Below are 18563 nucleotides of genomic sequence, written 5' to 3'. Positions count from 1 at the left end.
ACATGGTAATATCTTTAAAATCTATTGTTATAGTAAACGCTTTTTACTTGGAGTGCAAGAACAATATGACTGCCGGACAGGTTGCATAAAAAGATATGTTTTTGTATAATAAAAGAATGTCGGCAGGAAAATGATATTTGAGAATGGCATGGAAGATTTAGGGTAAAAATATGTGCCTGTCAGACACATGGATAAAAAGTGTGAAAATGAGGATAAATAGGATGCATAAAAAGCATAAAAGAGGATATAAATTCACAGACAAAAAGCAGTCAAAAAGGGGAGTTATTGCATGGATGCTGTCAGTTATTTCTTTAGCAGTTCTTGTTGCTGTTATTGTCTGTTCTTTTCAAAACAGAGGAAACGGCAGTATGTATCTTGGAAGTGCAGGAGTATCGTCCATGTTAGTCGGTGTGGTCGCATTATTTAATGCTGTCTTAAGTTTAAGAGAGGAAAATTCTTATCGTTTTTTTCCTTACCTTGCGACGATATGTTCTTTCCTTGCAGTTGGTGCATGGGTGGCATTATATGTGGTTGGATTTTTGCTGTAAATCACAATGTGTTAGAGTACAACGTGATATATTTTGATAATTTATAATGACTCAGAATAGAGACATTCATTTATAAAAGAAATGGAGATTCAAATGACAGATTTTGAAAAACAGATTTCATTTATTATGGAACTGGATAAAATAAAAAAGATTACAAGGCAGACGTATTTAAGCGATGGGAGCAGAAAAGAAAATGATGCGGAACATTCCTGGCATCTGGCACTGATGGCGTTTGTGCTTGCTGATTATGCGAATGAGCCGATTGATGTATTAAAAACCATGAAAATGGTACTTCTTCATGATGTCATAGAAATCGATGCCGGAGATACCTACGCATATGATACGGAGGGCAATAAGACAAAGCGGGAGCGCGAATTAAAAGCGGCAGACAGGATCTTTGGATTACTCCCGGAAACACAGAAGAAGGAATACCGCGGTCTGTGGGATGAGTTTGAGGCTATGGAGACACCGGAATCAAAGTTTGCCAATATGTTAGATAAGGTGCAGCCATTATTTTTAAATGATGCATCGGGTGGTATCTCATGGGAAGAACATGGTGTGAAAAAGTCTCAGGTACTTAAAAGAGATGAGAGAGTGCATGAGGGCTCTGAGCGTATCTGGGAGTATGCAAAGTCATTGATCGAAAAAAATGCGAAGTATGGAAAACTGATTGATGAGTGATAGAATTTTGTTGTGGAGGTTTTGACTTAATGTTGTATAAAGAATTATATAAAGAATCCAACGAACTTGCAGAGGAGCGTTTTGCGCTGGTGCGTGAGCGGATCGCAGAGATTGAAGAAAAGCCGGAGACCGAAGAAAAATATAAAGAATATTTCAGACAGACAGCACAGTTACTGCAGAAACAGGCGGCTGTTTACGATCTGTGGGCAGATGATACGATTCAAAAGCGGAGTTTAAAAGAAGCAGAAGAATGTAATCTGGGATTCTATGAGGATATACTTGGAGCTTCATATCAGACAAGCTATGCGAATCCGGACTATGCTGTGAAAATATTAGGAGAAGAGTTTGGGCAGTTGCTCTGTGCTTATTTTGCTTACGTAAGAAGGGAGATTGGTGCAGCGTTTCGTGGAGATCTGATGCAGCTTACGATCCAGATGGAGCTGTTTGTAGAAATTTATAACCGTTTTGAGAATGGAGAAGAAAAAGATGCTCCGGAGAAGTCGGCAGTGCAGCAGGATCTGTACTGGTTTTTCCATGATTACAGCGAGATCTTTTATGAGAAAAGCCTGCGCAGGCTGATTGATCCGGCGGAAGATTTTGAGACGGATATTGTGATGCATGCAGATCTTACGGATCTGCGCTATCTGTATCGATACGGTGTATATATCGGAGAAAATGAAAAACAGATTGCGGCATTTTTAAATAAAATGACTGATGAAGAGATCCAGGCGATGGCAGACACCTATACAGAAGGTTACCGGATCGGATTTGAGGTGACAGGCAAAGATCTTGGCAAAAAGCAGACTGTCCAGTTGCGTTATCCGATCGGTTTTGAGCGTATGGTCCGTGCAGCGGTGCATAATTTTGAAAAAATGAATTTAAAGCCGACCATGCTTGCAACGGCAACTTCACCAAACAAACAGTTTGACTATGACCACAGGGAAGACCGTGCGCTTTATCTGGATAAAGCATATGTGGAACGCTGTTTGGAGGCAAGAAAAAATTATTTCGAGGAAGAGAAAAAACTTGCAGCAGGTCATGCAGGCCCGGCAGTTATTGAAGTATTCGGGGAAGAACCGTTTTCACCGGAAAATAAAGAGTGTGCAGTGAAATATAACGAAAAACAGCAGAAACTGTGCGTTTATGAGATGAATATGGCAGGGCAGATGATCAATGAATATATCAAGGGCGAAGAACGCAGTTTTACGATCATCGCATACCCGATACCGGAGATTGGAGAGCGTTTCGAAGAAATCTTTGCTGAGACTGTGAAATTAAATACGTTAGATTACAAATTATACCAGACAATTCAGCAGAAGATCATTGATGTTTTAGATACAGCAGATCAGGTACACATTACAGGAAAAGGAAAAAACAAAACAGATTTATATGTAAATATCTGGAAATTAAAAGATCCGTCAAAGGAGACTGCATTTGAAAACTGTGTGGCAGATGTCAATATTCCGGTGGGAGAGGTATTTACTTCACCGGTACTAGAAAAGACCACGGGAACATTATTTGTCGGACAGGTATATTTAAACGGACTTAATTATGAGAATTTAGAGATCCGGTTTAAGGATGGTATGGTAGAATCCTATACCTGCACGAATTTTAAGGATGAGGCGGAAAATAAAAAATATATCCGTGATAATGTCCTGAAACATCATGATACATTGCCGATGGGGGAATTTGCGATTGGGACGAATACGACAGCATACCGAATGGCGAGAGATTATCAGATCGCAGATAAGCTGCCGATTCTGATCGCGGAGAAAACAGGACCACATTTTGCAGTGGGAGATACCTGTTACAGTCATGAGGAGGACAACATTTCCTATAACCCGGATGGAAAAGCAATCGTTGCAAGGGAAAATAGTGTATCTGCACAGAGAAAAGAGTCCGTAGAAAAAGCGTATTTAAATTGTCATACAGATATTACGATCCCATATGATGAGCTTGACAAGATCACAGTGATAAGAAAAGATGGCAGTACAGAAGATATCATTGCAGATGGCAAATTTGTCTTAGCCGGAACAGAGCAGCTGAATGGGCCGCTTTTATAAAAACAGGATTGTTAAAAATAAGCTGGAGTCCTGCTTCAGAAATAAATAAGATGATATATAAGATTATTTAATAAATAAAATAATAAATATTAATTGGACTTCTAAAAGAATGACAGTTACAATACACATAGATAACAGTGGAGATTTGATACTGTAGGAATCTGGAAGGAGCACGATTATGGCAAAAGTTGGTATTGTAATGGGCAGCGATTCAGATATGCCGGTTATGGCAAAAGCTGCAGATATTTTAGATAAGCTTGGAATTGATTATGAGATGACGATCATCTCTGCGCACAGAGAGCCGGATGTATTTTTTGAATATGCAAAAAGTGCGGAAGCAAAAGGTTTTAAGGTGATCATTGCAGGTGCAGGAATGGCAGCACATTTACCGGGTATGTGTGCAGCGATTTTTCCGATGCCGGTCATTGGTATCCCAATGCATACCACATCGCTTGGTGGAAGAGATTCTTTATACTCGATCGTTCAGATGCCGTCCGGTATTCCGGTTGCAACCGTAGCAATCAACGGTGGAGCAAATGCAGGTCTGCTTGCAGCAAAGATCCTTGCTACATCAGATGAGGCACTGCTTGCGAAATTAAAAGAATATTCGAAAGAGTTAAAAGAGCAGGTTCAGGCGAAAGATGCCAGATTACAGGAAGTCGGCTATAAGAATTACTAAAAGAAGCAGATAATGATAAATGTATTATTCTGAATAAAACACATGACAGCAGAGACGGACAGACGATACAAAAAATGAACATGTAAACAACAGATTCAGGAGGAAAAGTAAATGGATTACAAAAATTCCGGTGTTGATATCGAAGCAGGATACAAATCAGTGGAACTGATGAAAAAATATGTACAGGGAACCATGAGACCAGAGGTTCTGACAGGCCTTGGCGGATTTTCCGGTGCATTTTCCATGGAAAAATTCAAAAACATGGAGAAACCTACCTTAGTATCCGGAACAGACGGTGTAGGTACCAAAATAAAACTTGCGTTTCTTATGGACAAACATGATACGATCGGAATTGACTGTGTTGCAATGTGTGTCAACGATATCGCATGTGCAGGCGGCGAACCTTTATTTTTCCTTGATTATATTGCATGTGGAAAGAACTATCCGGAAAAGATCGCATCTATCGTAAGTGGTGTGGCAGAGGGATGCAAACAGTCTGATGCAGCCTTGATCGGTGGGGAGACAGCAGAGCATCCGGGACTGATGCCTGAAGATGAATATGATCTTGCAGGATTTGCAGTTGGTGTTGTAGATGAAAAGGACATTATCACAGGTGCCGACTTAAAGGCAGGAGACGTACTGATCGGTATGGCATCCTCCGGTGTACATTCTAACGGTTTTTCACTTGTCAGAAAAATCTTTGAAATGACAAAAGAGAGTCTCGATACATATTATGATGAATTAGGAAAAACGCTTGGAGAGGCATTGCTTGTACCTACAAGAATTTATGTAAAAGCACTGCGCAGCGTCAAAGAAGCGGGAGTACGTGTCAAAGCATGCAGCCATATTACAGGTGGCGGTTTCTATGAGAATGTTCCGAGAATGCTGCCGGAGGGAAAACATGCCATGATCCGCAAAGACAGCTATGAGGTTCCGGCTATCTTTAAACTGATGGCAGAAAAAGGACAGGTCGAAGAAAAAATGATGTACAATACCTACAATATGGGACTTGGTATGGTACTTGCAGTAGATCCTGCTGATGTGGATAAGACTATGGAAGCAATCAAAGCAGCAGGCGAGACACCATATGTGGTTGGCGAGATCAAAGATGGTGAAAAAGGAGTAACCTTATGCTAAAACTGGCAGTCTTAGTATCCGGTGGAGGAACAAATCTTCAGGCGATCATAGATGCAATCAGTGCAGGAAAAATAACAAATGCATGTATTTCGGTTGTCATCAGCAATAATGTAAATGCCTATGCATTAGAACGTGCGAGGGCACATGGAATCGAAGCATTGTGTATCTCACCGAAAGATTTTGAAAGCAGGGAGGCTTTTAATCAGGCATTCCTTGAAAAATTAAATTCTTACAATGTGGATCTCGTCGTGCTCGCAGGATTTCTTGTAGTATTGCCGGAAATGATGATAAAAGAATACGAAAACCGCATTGTGAATATTCATCCATCCCTGATTCCGTCTTTTTGTGGAAAAGGGTTTTATGGATTAAAAGTGCATGAAGGTGTGCTTGCCCGTGGCGTAAAAGTAACCGGTGCAACGGTACATTTCGTGGATGAGGGGACAGATACAGGACCTATCATTTTACAGAAGGCAGTTGAGGTAAAGCAGGGTGATACCCCGGAAGTATTGCAGCGTCGTGTCATGGAACAGGCAGAGTGGGTGATCCTTCCGAAAGCGATCGATCTGATCGCAAACGGGAAGGTATCCGTGAAAGATGGTCATGTGATCATTGCAGAGTAAATAATGGAATATCAGACCGATAAAATGTATTCATGAAGTGGCAGTGAGATAAATGAAACCAAATGTATCATAAAAGAGTAAGGAGCGACGGAGAATGAAAGTATTAGTAGTTGGAAGCGGTGGACGTGAACATGCAATCGTGACAAGTGTGGTAAAAAGCCCGCGTGTCGATAAAATTTACTGCGCTCCGGGAAATGCCGGAATTGCGGCCCTTGCAGAGTGTGTACCGATCGGTGCCATGGAGTTTGATAAACTTGTGGCTTTTGCAAAAGAGCATGCCATTGATTTTACGATCGTTGGAATGGATGATCCACTGGTTGGTGGTATCGTGGATGTTTTTGAAGCAGAGGGATTAAAGGTATTTGGACCTCGTAAGAATGCAGCTATTTTAGAGGGTTCTAAGGCATTCTCAAAAGATCTCATGAAAAAATATAATATTCCGACAGCGGCTTATGAAAACTTTACTTCAGCAGAGGAGGCACTTGCTTATTTAGAGACAGCAAAGATGCCGATCGTATTAAAAGCTGACGGGTTGGCGCTTGGTAAAGGTGTTTTGATCTGTAATACCTTAGAGGAAGCAAAAGCTGGTGTTAAAGAGATCATGGAGGATAAAAAGTTCGGAACTGCCGGAAATACCATGGTCGTGGAAGAATTTATGACAGGACGTGAAGTGTCTGTTTTATCTTTTGTGGATGGAAAGACGATAAAGATCATGTCTTCTGCACAGGATCACAAACGCGCAAAAGACGGTGATCAGGGATTAAATACCGGAGGAATGGGAAACTTTTCACCAAGTCCTTTTTACACGAAAGAAGTGGATGATTTCTGTCAGAAATACATTTATCAGGCAACCGTGGATGCCATGGCCGCAGAGGGAAGACCGTTTACCGGCGTTATTTTCTTTGGATTGATGCTGACAGAGGATGGACCGAAAGTGTTAGAGTATAATGCGAGATTCGGTGATCCGGAAGCACAGGTCGTACTTCCACGTATGAAAAATGATATCATTGATGTAATGGAAGCCTGTGTAGATGGTAAGTTAGATACCATTGACCTGCGGTTTGAGGATAATGCAGCAGTCTGCGTGGTTTTAGCATCGGATGGATACCCGGTATCTTATGAAAAAGGATTTAAGATCAGTGGTCTTGAAAAATTTGATGGAAAAGATGACTATTTCTGCTTCCATGCCGGAACGAAATTTGATGAGAATGGCGATATCGTCACAAACGGCGGACGTGTGCTCGGTATCACGGCAACCGGAGCCGATCTGAAAGAGGCAAGAAAGAAAGCCTATGAGGCAACCGAGTGGGTCAGCTTTGCCAATAAATATATGCGTCATGATATCGGAAAAGCGATTGATGAGGCAGAATAAAAGTGGAGGACACATCAGATGACCAGAAAAGAAAAAGCGATCGAATTACATAATAAAGGATTTAATTGTGCACAGGCAGTTGCCTGTGCATTTGCTGACGAAACCGGAATACCGGAGGAAACGTTATTTGCAGCCTGTGAGGGATTTGGACTTGGCATGGGTGGCATGGCAGCAACCTGCGGAGCAGTATCCGGTGCTGTTATGCTTGCAGGATTAAAAAATAGCTGCAAAAACCTAGAGCAGCCGGCAAGCAAGGCAGATACTTACAAACTGACCAGGGAGATCACGAAGGAATTTCTTGCTAAAAACGGATCACTGACCTGTGGGGAATTAAAAGGCGTTACAACTGGAAAGGTACTAAGAAGCTGTCCGGATTGTATCCGTGATGCTGTGGAGATCGCCGAGAAGATCTTAGAATTATAAAAAAATATGGAATGATACTATGTTATATCAGAAGGAAGATGTGGGAAAATCCTGCATCTTTTTTTCTTTACCTAGAATCATATTTTTGCACTTTAAAGTGGCAGAATGACGTGAAAAAAATACGAAATAATTTATCGTTATGTCAAAATATACAACGAAATAAAACAAAAAATAAAGAAAATTGATAAAGTGCACAAATAAAAAAGAAGAATTTTCAAGAAAGACAGAAGAATATTGTATGTTTATCTAATCCTCCTGTTGATATAATGCACTTGTAACAAACAAAGAGTTACAAATACATTAAATCAAATGGGAGGATTTTTCTATGAAAAGAAAGGTAGTTAGTGTAATCTTAGCAACAGCAATGGTAGCATCTATGGTAGCAGGATGTGGCGGAAGCAATAATGCATCCACAAACAATGCCGGAACAACAACCGATGCAGCAGCAAGCGATGCAGCAGCAAGCGATACATCAAATGATGCAGCAGCTACAGAGGCAGCCGACGCAGGGGACGCAGCAGCCGATGCAGCAACAGACGCAGATGCAAGTCTTGCAGACAAAAAAGTTGGTGTATGTATTTACCAGTTCTCCGATAACTTCATGACACTGTTCCGTACAGAGCTTGAAAATTATCTGGTAGAAAAAGGATTTTCAAAAGACAATATCACAATCGTTGATGGTGCAAACGATCAGGCTACACAGACAGGTCAGATCGATAACTTCATCACAGAGGGTGTAGATGTTCTTATTATCAACCCGGTTAACTCTTCTTCCGCAGCAACCATCACAGATAAAGTAGTTGCAGCAGGAATCCCGCTTGTATACATCAACCGTGAGCCGGATGAAGAAGAGCAGAAGAGATGGTCAGATAACAACTGGGATGTTACATACGTTGGATGTGATGCCCGTCAGTCCGGTACTTTCCAGGGTGAAATGATCAGTGATCTTGGCCTTGATACCGTTGATTTAAATGGAAATGGAAAGATCGACTACGTTATGGTAGAAGGTGATCCGGAGAACGTTGATGCACAGTACCGTACAGAGTATTCTGTAAAAGCTCTTGAGGATGCAGGACTTGAAGTTAACTGCTTATCTGATCAGGTTGGTAACTGGCAGCAGGATCAGGCACAGCAGATCGTAGCAAATGCCCTTGGACAGTACGGTAACGATGTAGAAGTTGTATTCTGTAACAACGATGCAATGGCACTTGGTGCTTTACAGGCAATCCAGAGTGCAGGACGTACCGTAGGTACTGATATTTATCTGGTAGGTGTTGATGCATTATCAGAGGCATTAGAGGATGTTCTTGCAGGAACCATGACAGGTACCGTATTTAACGATCACTTCTCACAGTCCCACAGTGCAGCAGATGCAGCTATCAACTACATCACAGGCGCTGGCAATGATCACTACATCGGATGTGATTATGTAAAAGTAACAAAAGACAATGCACAGGATGTTCTTGACATGGTTAAATAATCTGTAAATAGAACAGGGTATAAAAGTGGTGCGGGTGCATATGGCACCCGCTGCCACTATTCATAAGAATTATGATCAGACTGCAGAAATGCAGAAATGAATGTATGAAATAAAAACAGGCAGATATATATTCTATGAAAAATGAAGTGTGCTAAATAGCACAGATATGAAATAGGAACATAATTGGCAGAGAAGTAAGCCAAATGATATAAAGGAGGAGAAACATGGCTGAGTATAAACTGGAGCTTAGGGGCGTGTGCAAATCTTTCCCCGGTGTCAAAGCACTTGACAATGTACAGTTATCACTCCGTCCGGGAACAGTCCATGCACTGATGGGGGAAAACGGTGCAGGAAAATCAACCCTGATGAAATGTTTGTTTGGTATCTATAAAATGGATGCCGGAGAAATTATTTTGGACGGAGAAAAAGTCGAAATCAATAATCCGGATGAGGCAATGAAAAAAGGAATTGCCATGGTACATCAGGAATTGCAGCCGGTACCGGCAAGAAGCGTTGCAGAAAATATGTATCTGGGAAGATTCCCGACAAAGTATGGACCATTAAAAGTCATCGATCATAAGAAAATGTATGAGGAGACTGCAAAATGGTTAAAAGAAGTAAAAATGGATTTTGATCCGAAAGCACAGCTTGGATCTTTATCCATAGGTCAGATGCAGTCTGTTGAGATTGCAAAGGCTGTTTCACAGCAGGCGAAAGTTATCATCTTTGATGAGCCGACATCTTCTCTTTCCGATAACGAAGTAGAAGCATTGTTCCGCATCATGAATGATCTAAGAGACAAAGGTGTGGCAATGGTTTACATTTCACATAAGATGGATGAGATCAAACGGATCGCTGATGATATCACGGTCATGCGGGATGGTACATATGTTGGAACCTGGCCGGCAGCAGAGATGACAACAGACCAGATCATCACAAAGATGGTTGGACGTGAGCTGACCAATGTATATCCACCGAGAGAAAACAAACCGAGTGATGAAGTAGTTATGGAAGTAAAGAATCTTTGCTCCATTCATGCGAAATCATTCCAGAATGTAAGTTTTCAGCTCCACAAAGGCGAGATCCTTGGATTTGGCGGTCTGGTAGGTGCACAGAGAACAGAGCTTATGGAAGGAATCTTCGGTATCCGTGGTATTGCATCCGGTGAGATCTATATGCATGACAAAAAGGTAAAGATCAAACATCCAATCGATGCGATGAATGCAGGAATTGGTCTGATCACTGAGGATCGAAGAGGAAACGGTATTTTCGGATGCCTGTCCATAAAGGATAATGTAGGTGTATCTATTTATAACAAATATCTCAATGCAGGATTTGTTTTAAATCACAAAAAGATCAATGAGATCGTAACAAGCAGTATTAAAAAATTAAGCATTAAGACTCCGAGCATGAAAGAACATATTTCCAATCTGTCCGGAGGTAACCAGCAGAAAGTAATCGTTGCAAGATGGTTAGCCAACGATCCGGATGTTCTGATCATGGATGAGCCTACCCGTGGTATTGATGTAGGTGCAAAACATGAGATTTATGAGATTATGTGTGACTTAGCAAAACAGGGAAAAGCAATCATCATGATTTCTTCAGAGATGTCAGAGCTTCTTGGAATGTCAGACAGAATTTGTGTTATGTGTAACGGTAAACTGACCGGTGAGGTTGAGAAACCGGAAGATATGACACAGGCAAAAATTATGGAATACGCAACAAGATTCTGATGCGATAGGAGGAGACGAAAATGGGAAAGACAAAACAGCAGAAAGTAAAAGATTTTTTGATCAACAACGGGGTTATTATTGTAATGTTCATTCTGGTAATCTATACCGGTTTAACATCCAATAACTTCTTTACAAGCAACAACTTAATGAATATTCTTATGAATATGAGTGCACGACTTGTCATTGCACTTGGTATTGCAGGATGTGTTATCACCGCAGGATGTGACCTTTCCGCAGGACGTATGATCGGTTTTGGTGCATGTGTCTCAGGTATGTTGTTACAGCGTCTGGATTACTCCGGTAAATTCTTCCCGGATATGAAACCTATGAACGTATTTTTAGTAGCGATCATCGCAATGCTCATCTGTGCAGCATTTGGTACTGTAACCGGTATCTTTATTGCATACTTAAATGTACCACCTTTCATTGCAACCTTAGCAATGATGGAAATCGTTTATGGTATTGGACTTATCGTAACAAACGCAACACCACTTGGTGGTTACGTAGAAGCATACACAAATGTAGCAAATGGTAAATTCCTTGGTATTAACTACCTGATCTGGATCGCAATTGTTGTGGCAGCAATCACATGGTTCATTTTCAACATGACTCGTCATGGAAAATATATGTATGCGATCGGTGGTAACCCACAGGCAGCAGAAGTTGCAGGTGTTCCTGTAAAGAAAACATTGATCTTAATCTACATGAAAGCAGCAGCTATGTATGGTCTTGCAGGATTCATGCTCGGCGCAAAAGCAGGTGGTGCATCTGTTCAGACCGGATATGGTTACGAGATGGAAGCAATCGCAGCATGTACGATCGGTGGTGTATCCGTAACAGGTGGTCGTGGTAAAGTTTCATCCGCTATCATCGGTGTTGCAGTATTCGAGTTATTAAAGGTTGCACTCCAGTACTTAGGAATGAATGCGAACGCACAGTACATCGCAATCGGTGTTGTAATCTTCGTAGCAATTTCTCTGGATATCAGAAAATATATAGCAAGAAAATAAAAGATACGGTATAATTTCTATATCGGACTGTAAAATAACGGCTGGGTGTTACAGACCAGCCGTTATTTTTTCTCTATGAAAAAGAAAGGAAAACAAGGATTATATGACTACAGAACAGATTTTAGAGACAGCAGGAATCCCATTACTTTTATTTGTGATTTTGATCTATTATGGAATGCGTTTATGGTTTATGAAAGATATTTCAGCCATCCGCGGAAAAAATAAGCCGCCAGTGAAAGACGAAGAAAATTATGCAAAGGCTGCAGGAAAGCTGATGTTCTTTTTTGCAGTTGCAACGCTTGTCATGATGTTTTTATTATTCTGGAACACCTATATTGCAGTTGCAGAGATCATTATCTGCACTGTGATCCTTGGAATTTTATGGCATAATATGAATGCAAAATATGGAGACTAGCAGGAGAAAGTTACAATGAATTTATATTCGGTATTATTGGTAGATGATGAGGAAGAAGTATATTCTGTTATCATGAAAAAACTTGACTGGGAAGCGATGGGATTTCGTATTGCCGGATATGCAAGAAATGGTGTGGAAGCATTAGAACTGGCGGAAGAAATTCAGCCGGATGTTGTAATGACAGATATAAAAATGCCTTACATGGACGGACTGACTTTAAGCAAAAAGTTAAAAGAGCTTTACCAGAAAATTAAAATCATTATTTTTTCCGGATTTGATGAATTTGAGTATGCAAAAGAAGCTATAAAGATCGAGGCTGAGGAGTATATTTTAAAACCAATCAATTCAAACGAACTGCGGGAAGTGTTTGAGCGGATCAAGACAAACTTAGACAGAGAACTTGATGAGAAGCGCAATATCGAAAAACTGCGTGCATATTATATGGAAAGTCTTCCGGTATTGCAGGAAAACTTTTATACATCACTGATAGAGGGACGTATCCCGGCATCTGAGATTGACAAATATTTAAAACAATACCAGATACCGTGGAGCGGTCCATATTATGTAGCGACGATCTTACATATCAGTACACAAGATCCACAGCTTGAACTCGATCCGTTTTTGCTTGGAATGTCAGTAAAACAGCTTGCGGAAGAACAGTTTGTGGACAAGTGGAGATCTAATACATTCTTTTATTTGGGAGACATTCTTGTGATCACGCAGCTGAAAGATACCGCAGAGATCACAGTTTATACCAATGCAATGGATAAGTTCTGTAAACTGGCGAAGCGTGTCTGCGGAGCAAAGGTCACCGCTGGAATCGGAGCAATCTGTGATGAGATCGCAGAGCTTCCGGCTTCCTATCAGGGAGCGCGCAATGCGGTTTCCTACCGTGTGATTTATGGAAATACAAGAGCCATTAATATTGCAGAGATCGATCCACAGGGCAGTGCAGAAGAACCGTGGGAAGAACAGTCGATCGGGAATATCTTAAAAAAGATAAAGACCGGGGATGAGAGAACCTTAAAAGAAGCAGTGAAAGAGAGCGTTACACAGTTATCCGGACGGGGGGCATCACTGCAGAAATACCAGATATTTATCACGGAACTTATTGCTGAGATTTTCCGGTTTGGTACGCTCAATGGACTGAATCTGGATGAAATCTTTGGTGGCACCGGTGATATTTACCGGGAAGTTATGCAGATGGAATCACCAGAAGCACTGGAAAGCTGGCTGTTAAAGACCGGATGCCAGATGCAGGAGATGATCCAGAATGGCAGACAGGATACGACGAAATCATTTGTGACAAAAGCGATTGAGTATGTCAGGGAACATTATGCAGATTCGAGTCTTAATGTGGAGAGTGTATGCAAAAATCTTTCTGTGAGTACAGCATATTTTTCCACGGTGTTTAAAAAAGAAACCGGAAAAACTTTTATCAATTATCTGACGGAGTACCGGATGGAACAGGCACTGGATCTGCTATTAAATCAGGATGAGAAAACATATGTTATTGCAGAAAAAGTAGGATACTCAGACCCAAATTATTTCAGCTATGCATTTAAGAAACAGTTTGGAATGTCACCTTCAAAATACAAAGCAGAAAAAAGGAAATAAATTTGTCAAACATCAGGGAAAAAATAAAAGAGATAACTGCATATATAAGACATTTGGTAAAACCGCACAGTATTCAGGTGACGATCTCTATTTCGTTTACGATCCTTTCCATCTGCAGTATGTCATTTCTTGGCGTCACGCTCTACCGGCAGTTTTCAAACAGGGCGGAGACGATGACGATCGAGAGCACAGGGCAGCTTTTAAATCAGACCGCCATCAATCTGGAGGATTATCTCAGAAATATGCGTCGTATTTCGGATACCATGTATTACAGTGTCATCAAGAATAAAGATCTTGCCAGTGACACGATGGATGAAGAAATGAATCTTTTGTACGAAGCAAATAAAGATAATCTGATCAGTATTGCCTGCTATACAGGAGATGGGCAGCTTGTGGCAGCGGTACCTGTTGCAAATGAAAAAGAGCAGGTGAATATCATAACACAGCAATGGTTTACCGATGCGGTCGGTCAGATGGAGAATCTGCATTTTTCCACGCCGCATGTGCAGAATCTGTTTGATGATCCGACCTACCGCTATTACTGGGTCGTCTCCTTAAGCAGGGCTGTAGAGTTGACAAGCAATGGAACGTCGACGCTTGGAGTCCTTTTGGTTGATATGAATTACAGCAGTATTGAACAGATCTTAAAGAAAGCAAATGTTGGAAATTCATCGGAATATGTTTACCTGATCGATGGTAAGGGTGAGATCATTTATCATCCGAGACAGAAACTGATCTATACGGATCTTTATCAGGAAAATAACATCGAAGCTGCAGGATATGGGGATGGAAGTACAGAAGAGACTTTTCTGGGTGAAAAACGTCTTGTTACAGTAAAGACAGTCAGTTATACCGGATGGAAGATCGTCAGTGTTGTACCGATGAGTTCTTTTGATATGGGTATGACCGGTACAAAATATTTTGTGATCATGTTAGTGACGGTGTGCCTGCTTGCTGTGATTCTTTTAAATCAGCTGGTATCAGCAAGTATTGCAATGCCTTTGAAGAAGCTGAATAATTCGGTCAAGGAATGGGAGTCAGGAAACCTGAATCCGTCTATTTATATCGGCGGAACGATGGAGGTCGAACATTTAGGACGCACGCTTAAGTCTACTGTGGAACAGATAAGGCAGCTGATGCAGGATATTGTGGTTGAACAGGAAGAAAAGAGGAAAAGTGAACTCGATGCACTTCAGTCACAGATCAATCCTCATTTCCTGTATAATACATTAGATTCGATCGTATGGATGATCGAGGGCGAGCGGTATGAGGATGCAGTGTTTATGATCACACAGTTAGCGAGTCTTTTCCGCATCAGTTTAAGCAGGGGAAAGACGGTCATAAGTGTGGAAGATGAGTTAAAGCATGCCAGAAACTATATGAATATCCAGAAAGTCCGATATAAAAATATTTTTGAAGTGCGGTTTGACATAGATGAAGAGATCCTGCAGTGCTGTACGGTAAAACTGGTGGTGCAGCCGTTGCTTGAAAATGCAATCTATTATGGCGTGGAATGTATGGACGGAGACGGTGAGATCGAAGTCCGGGGATACCGGCGTAATGATGATGTCTATATTGAAGTAACGGATAATGGACTTGGAATACCGGAAAATCAGGTCGAACAGCTTCTGAGGGAAAATAATCGTGTACACAAACGTGGATCGGGTGTAGGACTTTTAAATGTGCATAACCGGATCAGACTGCGTTTTGGTGAAAAATATGGTCTTGAAATAGAGAGTGTGCCGGATGAGGGCACAACGGTAAGAATTCATCTGCCATATATTATATATACACTCGAAGAGCAGGAACGGTTAGAAGCAGGGAGAAAACAGCTATGAAGCAGGCCGGAAAAAATAATTTAATGTATTTAATGGCAGTGATTATAGTGATTATTGCATTTATTGCTTTTGCGACATATGGGATGCTTGATGACAATAAAGATGAGGAATGGTATCCGGTATCCGTGATCGTAGAAAACAGCAGCAGCGACAGGTATACTTCTTTCCGGGAGGGACTTGAACGTGGCGCAGAGGATTATCACATCCGGTTGAATGTTGTATCAACGGGGAACTTTCTCAATCTCGAAGAAGAATACCAGATCATCCACAGGGAGCTTGACAATGGGGCAAAGGGTGTGATCGTTGAAATGTGTGACAGCAGAAATTACACAGACGACGCAGCAGTGGAAATCGGTTCTGATAAGATGATCCTGGCAGAGACAGATGTGGATGCAGAGGGAATGTATGCGGCAATACTGCCTCAGTCTTATGAGATGGGGGCAGCAGTTGCAGAGGCTGTCATTGCGGATTATGGTGAAAATTTAGCGGAAGTTAATATTGGAATCCTTGCCGGAAATCAGAAACAGACTGCCGGAGTGCAGTGTCTGAAAGGTTTCATGGATAAAATCCAGACTGCCGGTGCATCCATTGCATGGAACTTGTCCGATGAAGATAACGTAAATAATACATTTGAATGGTGCCTGCAGAAAAAGAAAGTGGATATTGTGGTGTCTTTGGACAATGATACTACAGAGCAGGCGGTAGACTACCTTCAGGCACAGGAACAGATAAAATTCCAGCTTTACGGAATCGGATGTTCAGAAAAAAATGTCTATTACCTTGACAAAGGAGAAATCAGGGCGTTGATCGTTCCGAATGAATTTAATATCGGGTATTTAAGTGTGGCAGCAATCGCAGGACAACTGCGGGAGCCGTTATCTTCTGCAAAAACAGAAGAAATCGGTTTTCTTACAATTACAAAAGAAAATCTGTATGATGAGGAGAATCAAAAGATTTTATTCCCTATTGTACAGTGATATAAATGGGCAGAGATATCAGGTTGAGGGGCGAAGTGTCTGCCGCATATCAAATGGGGGAAATATCCTTGAAGAAAATAAAAAGATATAAAAAAATAACAGTTATTATTGGTGGAATTTTAGCAGGAAGCATGGTCATTTGTGGCTGTGGTGGCAGAGAAGATGCCAAAAAGAGCATTAAGATCGGGATTTCTGTTTATGATCAATATGATACATTTGTGTCAGAAATGATGAAAGATTTTAATGATTATGCAACGAAAAAGGAAGAGGAGACGGGCATCTCGATTAACATAGATACTTATAATGCCGCAGCCAGCCAGTCAACACAAAACAGTCAGGTAGAAAACATGGTTACAGAAGGATGTGATGTGATATGTGTCAACCTGGTGGACAGAACAGATCCGACAGCGATCATTGATCTTGCAGAAAAAAATGATATTCCGGTCATTTTTTTCAACCGTGAGCTGGTAGAGGAGGACTTAGAACGCTGGTCAAGACTATATTATGTCGGAGCGCAGGCGTTTGAATCCGGGATCATACAGGGAGAACTTGCGGCAGCGGCATTCCTGACAGATGATTCATTTGATAAAAATGGAGACGGAATCTTTCAATATGTCGTGTTAGAGGGGGAAGCAGGTCATCAGGATGCGATCGTCCGTACGGAGTATTCAGTCAGTACGATGATTGACAGTGGTGTGGAAGTGGAAAAATTAGGATATGCGATCGCAAACTGGAACCGTGCACAGGCGCAGACAAAGATGGCACAGCTTATGTCACAGTTCGGGGATAGCATAGAACTTGTCATTGCCAATAATGACGATATGGCGTTAGGTGCGATCGATGCACTGAAAGCATCTGATCTTACAAAGGATGAATGGCCGGCGGTTATTGGAATCGATGGAACAGATGTAGGACTTGAGGCAGTCAAAAATAAAGAGATGATCGGAACAGTCTATAATGATAAGGAAGGTCAGGCAAGTGCGATGTTAAACCTTGCTTACGGGCTTTCAACCGGAGGGGATCTGTCGGATCTTGATCTGATCGACGGAAAATATATACGTCTGCCTTATGCGAGAGTGACATATGATGATGTGGATCTGTACATGGAAGGAGATACGGAATAAATGACGACGCAGAATGAAAAAACAGATTATCTTTCGGAGTGGCCTGCGCATTATTATGAGATCGAAGACATTAATGAGCGTGAGCGGATCTTAAAACTTGCAATAGAGCAGAAGTTAGATCCTGCCGGAGATGAAAAACGTCTTCTGGTTTTAAAAAAACGTTTTGGTGAGAAGCAGGCGGAAAAACGTGCGGATCATTTTTTGCACGCATGGATGATGATCCAGGCGACGGGGGCAGGAGGTGTATCCTTTTTTCAGAAAAAAAGACAGAAAAAAGAACTCTGCGGGTATTTTTCGCAGTTGGGTATCCAGATGGAGGAAACAAAAAATGTGGAGAAGGAACCCGACAGAGAGGATGCCTGTGGATATGTACTTGAGGAAGAGTGGAAAAATTTTGCATATACTTATCTTGCTTCCTGTACCGGGAGCAGGGCATATTGTTCGACTTTGTTTGGGATCGTTCCGATAAAAGATGCTGCAGTGGCGGAAAAGATTGCGAAAGATATCGATCTTGTGACGAAAGATTACCCGGCAGCATTTGGACTGGAGGAGGCAGTGCGTCCATTCCGCAGTATTATGGTGGATTCATTCTGCCAGTATGTTCCAAATGGAGAAGCGGTCTGGAAATCGATGCACGGATGAAAATGGAGATAGTGTCGTCTTTGGATGGAAACACTAGACATTTTTTTCATATCATAGTATAGTAAAGCATGTTGAACCTTGAAAATTGAATAAAAATTGTTTTATGTTCAGATACGCGGTCTTTGCACCCGTATACCGGACACATAAATAGAACAACAGATTTTACACGGCAAGTGTGTAGACTGTTGTTTTCCTAGAAGCGCC

17 protein-coding genes are annotated in these 18563 nt (G+C 41.4%); all 17 read left to right on the top strand.

Annotated elements, in window-relative coordinates; translation table 11 throughout:
- Nucleotides 1–221: 221 nt before the first annotated feature.
- The 17 genes from ACDD58_RS18495 to ACDD58_RS18415 all read left to right on the top strand — a co-directional run bounded on the left by ACDD58_RS18495 (nucleotide 222) and on the right by ACDD58_RS18415 (nucleotide 18359).
- A complete protein-coding gene (locus ACDD58_RS18495; protein ID WP_241070731.1) occupies nucleotides 222–548 on the top strand; it encodes a DUF6142 family protein in 327 nt (108 codons plus the stop codon).
- Between the two features lie 93 nt (nucleotides 549–641).
- Nucleotides 642–1229 carry an HD domain-containing protein gene (locus ACDD58_RS18490; protein WP_117922011.1) on the top strand — a complete coding sequence of 196 codons (588 nt, stop codon included), beginning with the start codon at nucleotides 642–644 and terminating at the stop codon, nucleotides 1227–1229.
- A gap of 29 nt (nucleotides 1230–1258) precedes the next feature.
- A complete protein-coding gene (locus tag ACDD58_RS18485; protein WP_370778638.1) occupies nucleotides 1259–3292 on the top strand; it encodes an aminopeptidase in 2034 nt (677 codons plus the stop codon).
- A 178-nt stretch (nucleotides 3293–3470) separates the two neighbouring features.
- Nucleotides 3471–3971 (top strand): 5-(carboxyamino)imidazole ribonucleotide mutase, encoded by a 501-nt coding sequence (purE, locus tag ACDD58_RS18480; RefSeq protein WP_006855648.1) that lies wholly within the window; start codon nucleotides 3471–3473, stop codon nucleotides 3969–3971.
- A 111-nt stretch (nucleotides 3972–4082) separates the two neighbouring features.
- The gene (gene purM / locus ACDD58_RS18475) at nucleotides 4083–5108 is read left to right on the top strand and encodes a phosphoribosylformylglycinamidine cyclo-ligase (protein ID WP_117922013.1); all 1026 of its coding nucleotides are present in this window, start codon (nucleotides 4083–4085) and stop codon (nucleotides 5106–5108) included.
- Nucleotides 5102–5728 (top strand): phosphoribosylglycinamide formyltransferase, encoded by a 627-nt coding sequence (purN, locus tag ACDD58_RS18470; RefSeq protein ID WP_117922014.1) that lies wholly within the window; start codon nucleotides 5102–5104, stop codon nucleotides 5726–5728. Before purM ends, purN begins: the two co-directional genes overlap by 7 nt.
- A 94-nt stretch (nucleotides 5729–5822) precedes the next feature.
- Nucleotides 5823–7100, top strand: a complete 1278-nt coding sequence (gene purD / locus ACDD58_RS18465) for a phosphoribosylamine--glycine ligase (RefSeq protein ID WP_370778637.1) — start codon at nucleotides 5823–5825, stop codon at nucleotides 7098–7100.
- Between the two features lie 18 nt (nucleotides 7101–7118).
- A complete protein-coding gene (locus ACDD58_RS18460) occupies nucleotides 7119–7523 on the top strand; it encodes a C-GCAxxG-C-C family protein (RefSeq protein ID WP_118210489.1) in 405 nt (134 codons plus the stop codon).
- 325 nt (nucleotides 7524–7848) lie between these two features.
- A complete protein-coding gene (locus tag ACDD58_RS18455; protein ID WP_117922017.1) occupies nucleotides 7849–9003 on the top strand; it encodes a galactose ABC transporter substrate-binding protein in 1155 nt (384 codons plus the stop codon).
- A 224-nt stretch (nucleotides 9004–9227) separates the two neighbouring features.
- The gene (locus tag ACDD58_RS18450; protein ID WP_117922018.1) at nucleotides 9228–10736 is read left to right on the top strand and encodes a sugar ABC transporter ATP-binding protein; all 1509 of its coding nucleotides are present in this window, start codon (nucleotides 9228–9230) and stop codon (nucleotides 10734–10736) included.
- 20 nt (nucleotides 10737–10756) lie between these two features.
- The gene (locus ACDD58_RS18445; RefSeq protein ID WP_117922019.1) at nucleotides 10757–11746 is read left to right on the top strand and encodes a beta-methylgalactoside transporter; all 990 of its coding nucleotides are present in this window, start codon (nucleotides 10757–10759) and stop codon (nucleotides 11744–11746) included.
- A gap of 103 nt (nucleotides 11747–11849) precedes the next feature.
- Nucleotides 11850–12161: a hypothetical protein gene (locus ACDD58_RS18440; RefSeq protein ID WP_117922020.1), complete on the top strand. Its 312-nt coding sequence runs from the start codon at nucleotides 11850–11852 to the stop codon at nucleotides 12159–12161.
- Between the two features lie 15 nt (nucleotides 12162–12176).
- Nucleotides 12177–13778 carry a response regulator gene (locus ACDD58_RS18435; protein ID WP_117922021.1) on the top strand — a complete coding sequence of 534 codons (1602 nt, stop codon included), beginning with the start codon at nucleotides 12177–12179 and terminating at the stop codon, nucleotides 13776–13778.
- Nucleotides 13775–15616 (top strand): sensor histidine kinase, encoded by a 1842-nt coding sequence (locus tag ACDD58_RS18430; RefSeq protein WP_370778771.1) that lies wholly within the window; start codon nucleotides 13775–13777, stop codon nucleotides 15614–15616. The genes ACDD58_RS18435 and ACDD58_RS18430 overlap by 4 nt, the downstream gene beginning before the upstream one ends.
- Nucleotides 15613–16593 (top strand): substrate-binding domain-containing protein, encoded by a 981-nt coding sequence (locus ACDD58_RS18425; RefSeq protein ID WP_370778636.1) that lies wholly within the window; start codon nucleotides 15613–15615, stop codon nucleotides 16591–16593. Before ACDD58_RS18430 ends, ACDD58_RS18425 begins: the two co-directional genes overlap by 4 nt.
- Before the next feature lie 68 nt (nucleotides 16594–16661).
- On the top strand, nucleotides 16662–17717 hold the full coding sequence (locus ACDD58_RS18420; protein WP_330418434.1) for a galactose ABC transporter substrate-binding protein: 1056 nt from the start codon (nucleotides 16662–16664) through the stop codon (nucleotides 17715–17717).
- The gene (locus ACDD58_RS18415) at nucleotides 17718–18359 is read left to right on the top strand and encodes a DUF6553 family protein (RefSeq protein ID WP_118210492.1); all 642 of its coding nucleotides are present in this window, start codon (nucleotides 17718–17720) and stop codon (nucleotides 18357–18359) included.
- Nucleotides 18360–18563 lie beyond the last annotated feature (204 nt).

Source organism: Roseburia sp., assembly GCF_041325975.1.
Lineage (GTDB): Bacteria > Bacillota > Clostridia > Lachnospirales > Lachnospiraceae > Roseburia > Roseburia rectibacter.
This window is presented reverse-complemented; position numbering and strand designations above follow the sequence as displayed.

Coding starts and splice junctions, on each gene's coding strand:
- ACDD58_RS18495 (WP_241070731.1), top strand. CDS start 222: ATGCATAAAAAGCATAAAAGAGGATATAAATTCACAGACAAAAAGCAG.
- ACDD58_RS18490 (WP_117922011.1), top strand. CDS start 642: ATGACAGATTTTGAAAAACAGATTTCATTTATTATGGAACTGGATAAA.
- ACDD58_RS18485 (WP_370778638.1), top strand. CDS start 1,259: ATGTTGTATAAAGAATTATATAAAGAATCCAACGAACTTGCAGAGGAG.
- purE (WP_006855648.1), top strand. CDS start 3,471: ATGGCAAAAGTTGGTATTGTAATGGGCAGCGATTCAGATATGCCGGTT.
- purM (WP_117922013.1), top strand. CDS start 4,083: ATGGATTACAAAAATTCCGGTGTTGATATCGAAGCAGGATACAAATCA.
- purN (WP_117922014.1), top strand. CDS start 5,102: ATGCTAAAACTGGCAGTCTTAGTATCCGGTGGAGGAACAAATCTTCAG.
- purD (WP_370778637.1), top strand. CDS start 5,823: ATGAAAGTATTAGTAGTTGGAAGCGGTGGACGTGAACATGCAATCGTG.
- ACDD58_RS18460 (WP_118210489.1), top strand. CDS start 7,119: ATGACCAGAAAAGAAAAAGCGATCGAATTACATAATAAAGGATTTAAT.
- ACDD58_RS18455 (WP_117922017.1), top strand. CDS start 7,849: ATGAAAAGAAAGGTAGTTAGTGTAATCTTAGCAACAGCAATGGTAGCA.
- ACDD58_RS18450 (WP_117922018.1), top strand. CDS start 9,228: ATGGCTGAGTATAAACTGGAGCTTAGGGGCGTGTGCAAATCTTTCCCC.
- ACDD58_RS18445 (WP_117922019.1), top strand. CDS start 10,757: ATGGGAAAGACAAAACAGCAGAAAGTAAAAGATTTTTTGATCAACAAC.
- ACDD58_RS18440 (WP_117922020.1), top strand. CDS start 11,850: ATGACTACAGAACAGATTTTAGAGACAGCAGGAATCCCATTACTTTTA.
- ACDD58_RS18435 (WP_117922021.1), top strand. CDS start 12,177: ATGAATTTATATTCGGTATTATTGGTAGATGATGAGGAAGAAGTATAT.
- ACDD58_RS18425 (WP_370778636.1), top strand. CDS start 15,613: ATGAAGCAGGCCGGAAAAAATAATTTAATGTATTTAATGGCAGTGATT.
- ACDD58_RS18415 (WP_118210492.1), top strand. CDS start 17,718: ATGACGACGCAGAATGAAAAAACAGATTATCTTTCGGAGTGGCCTGCG.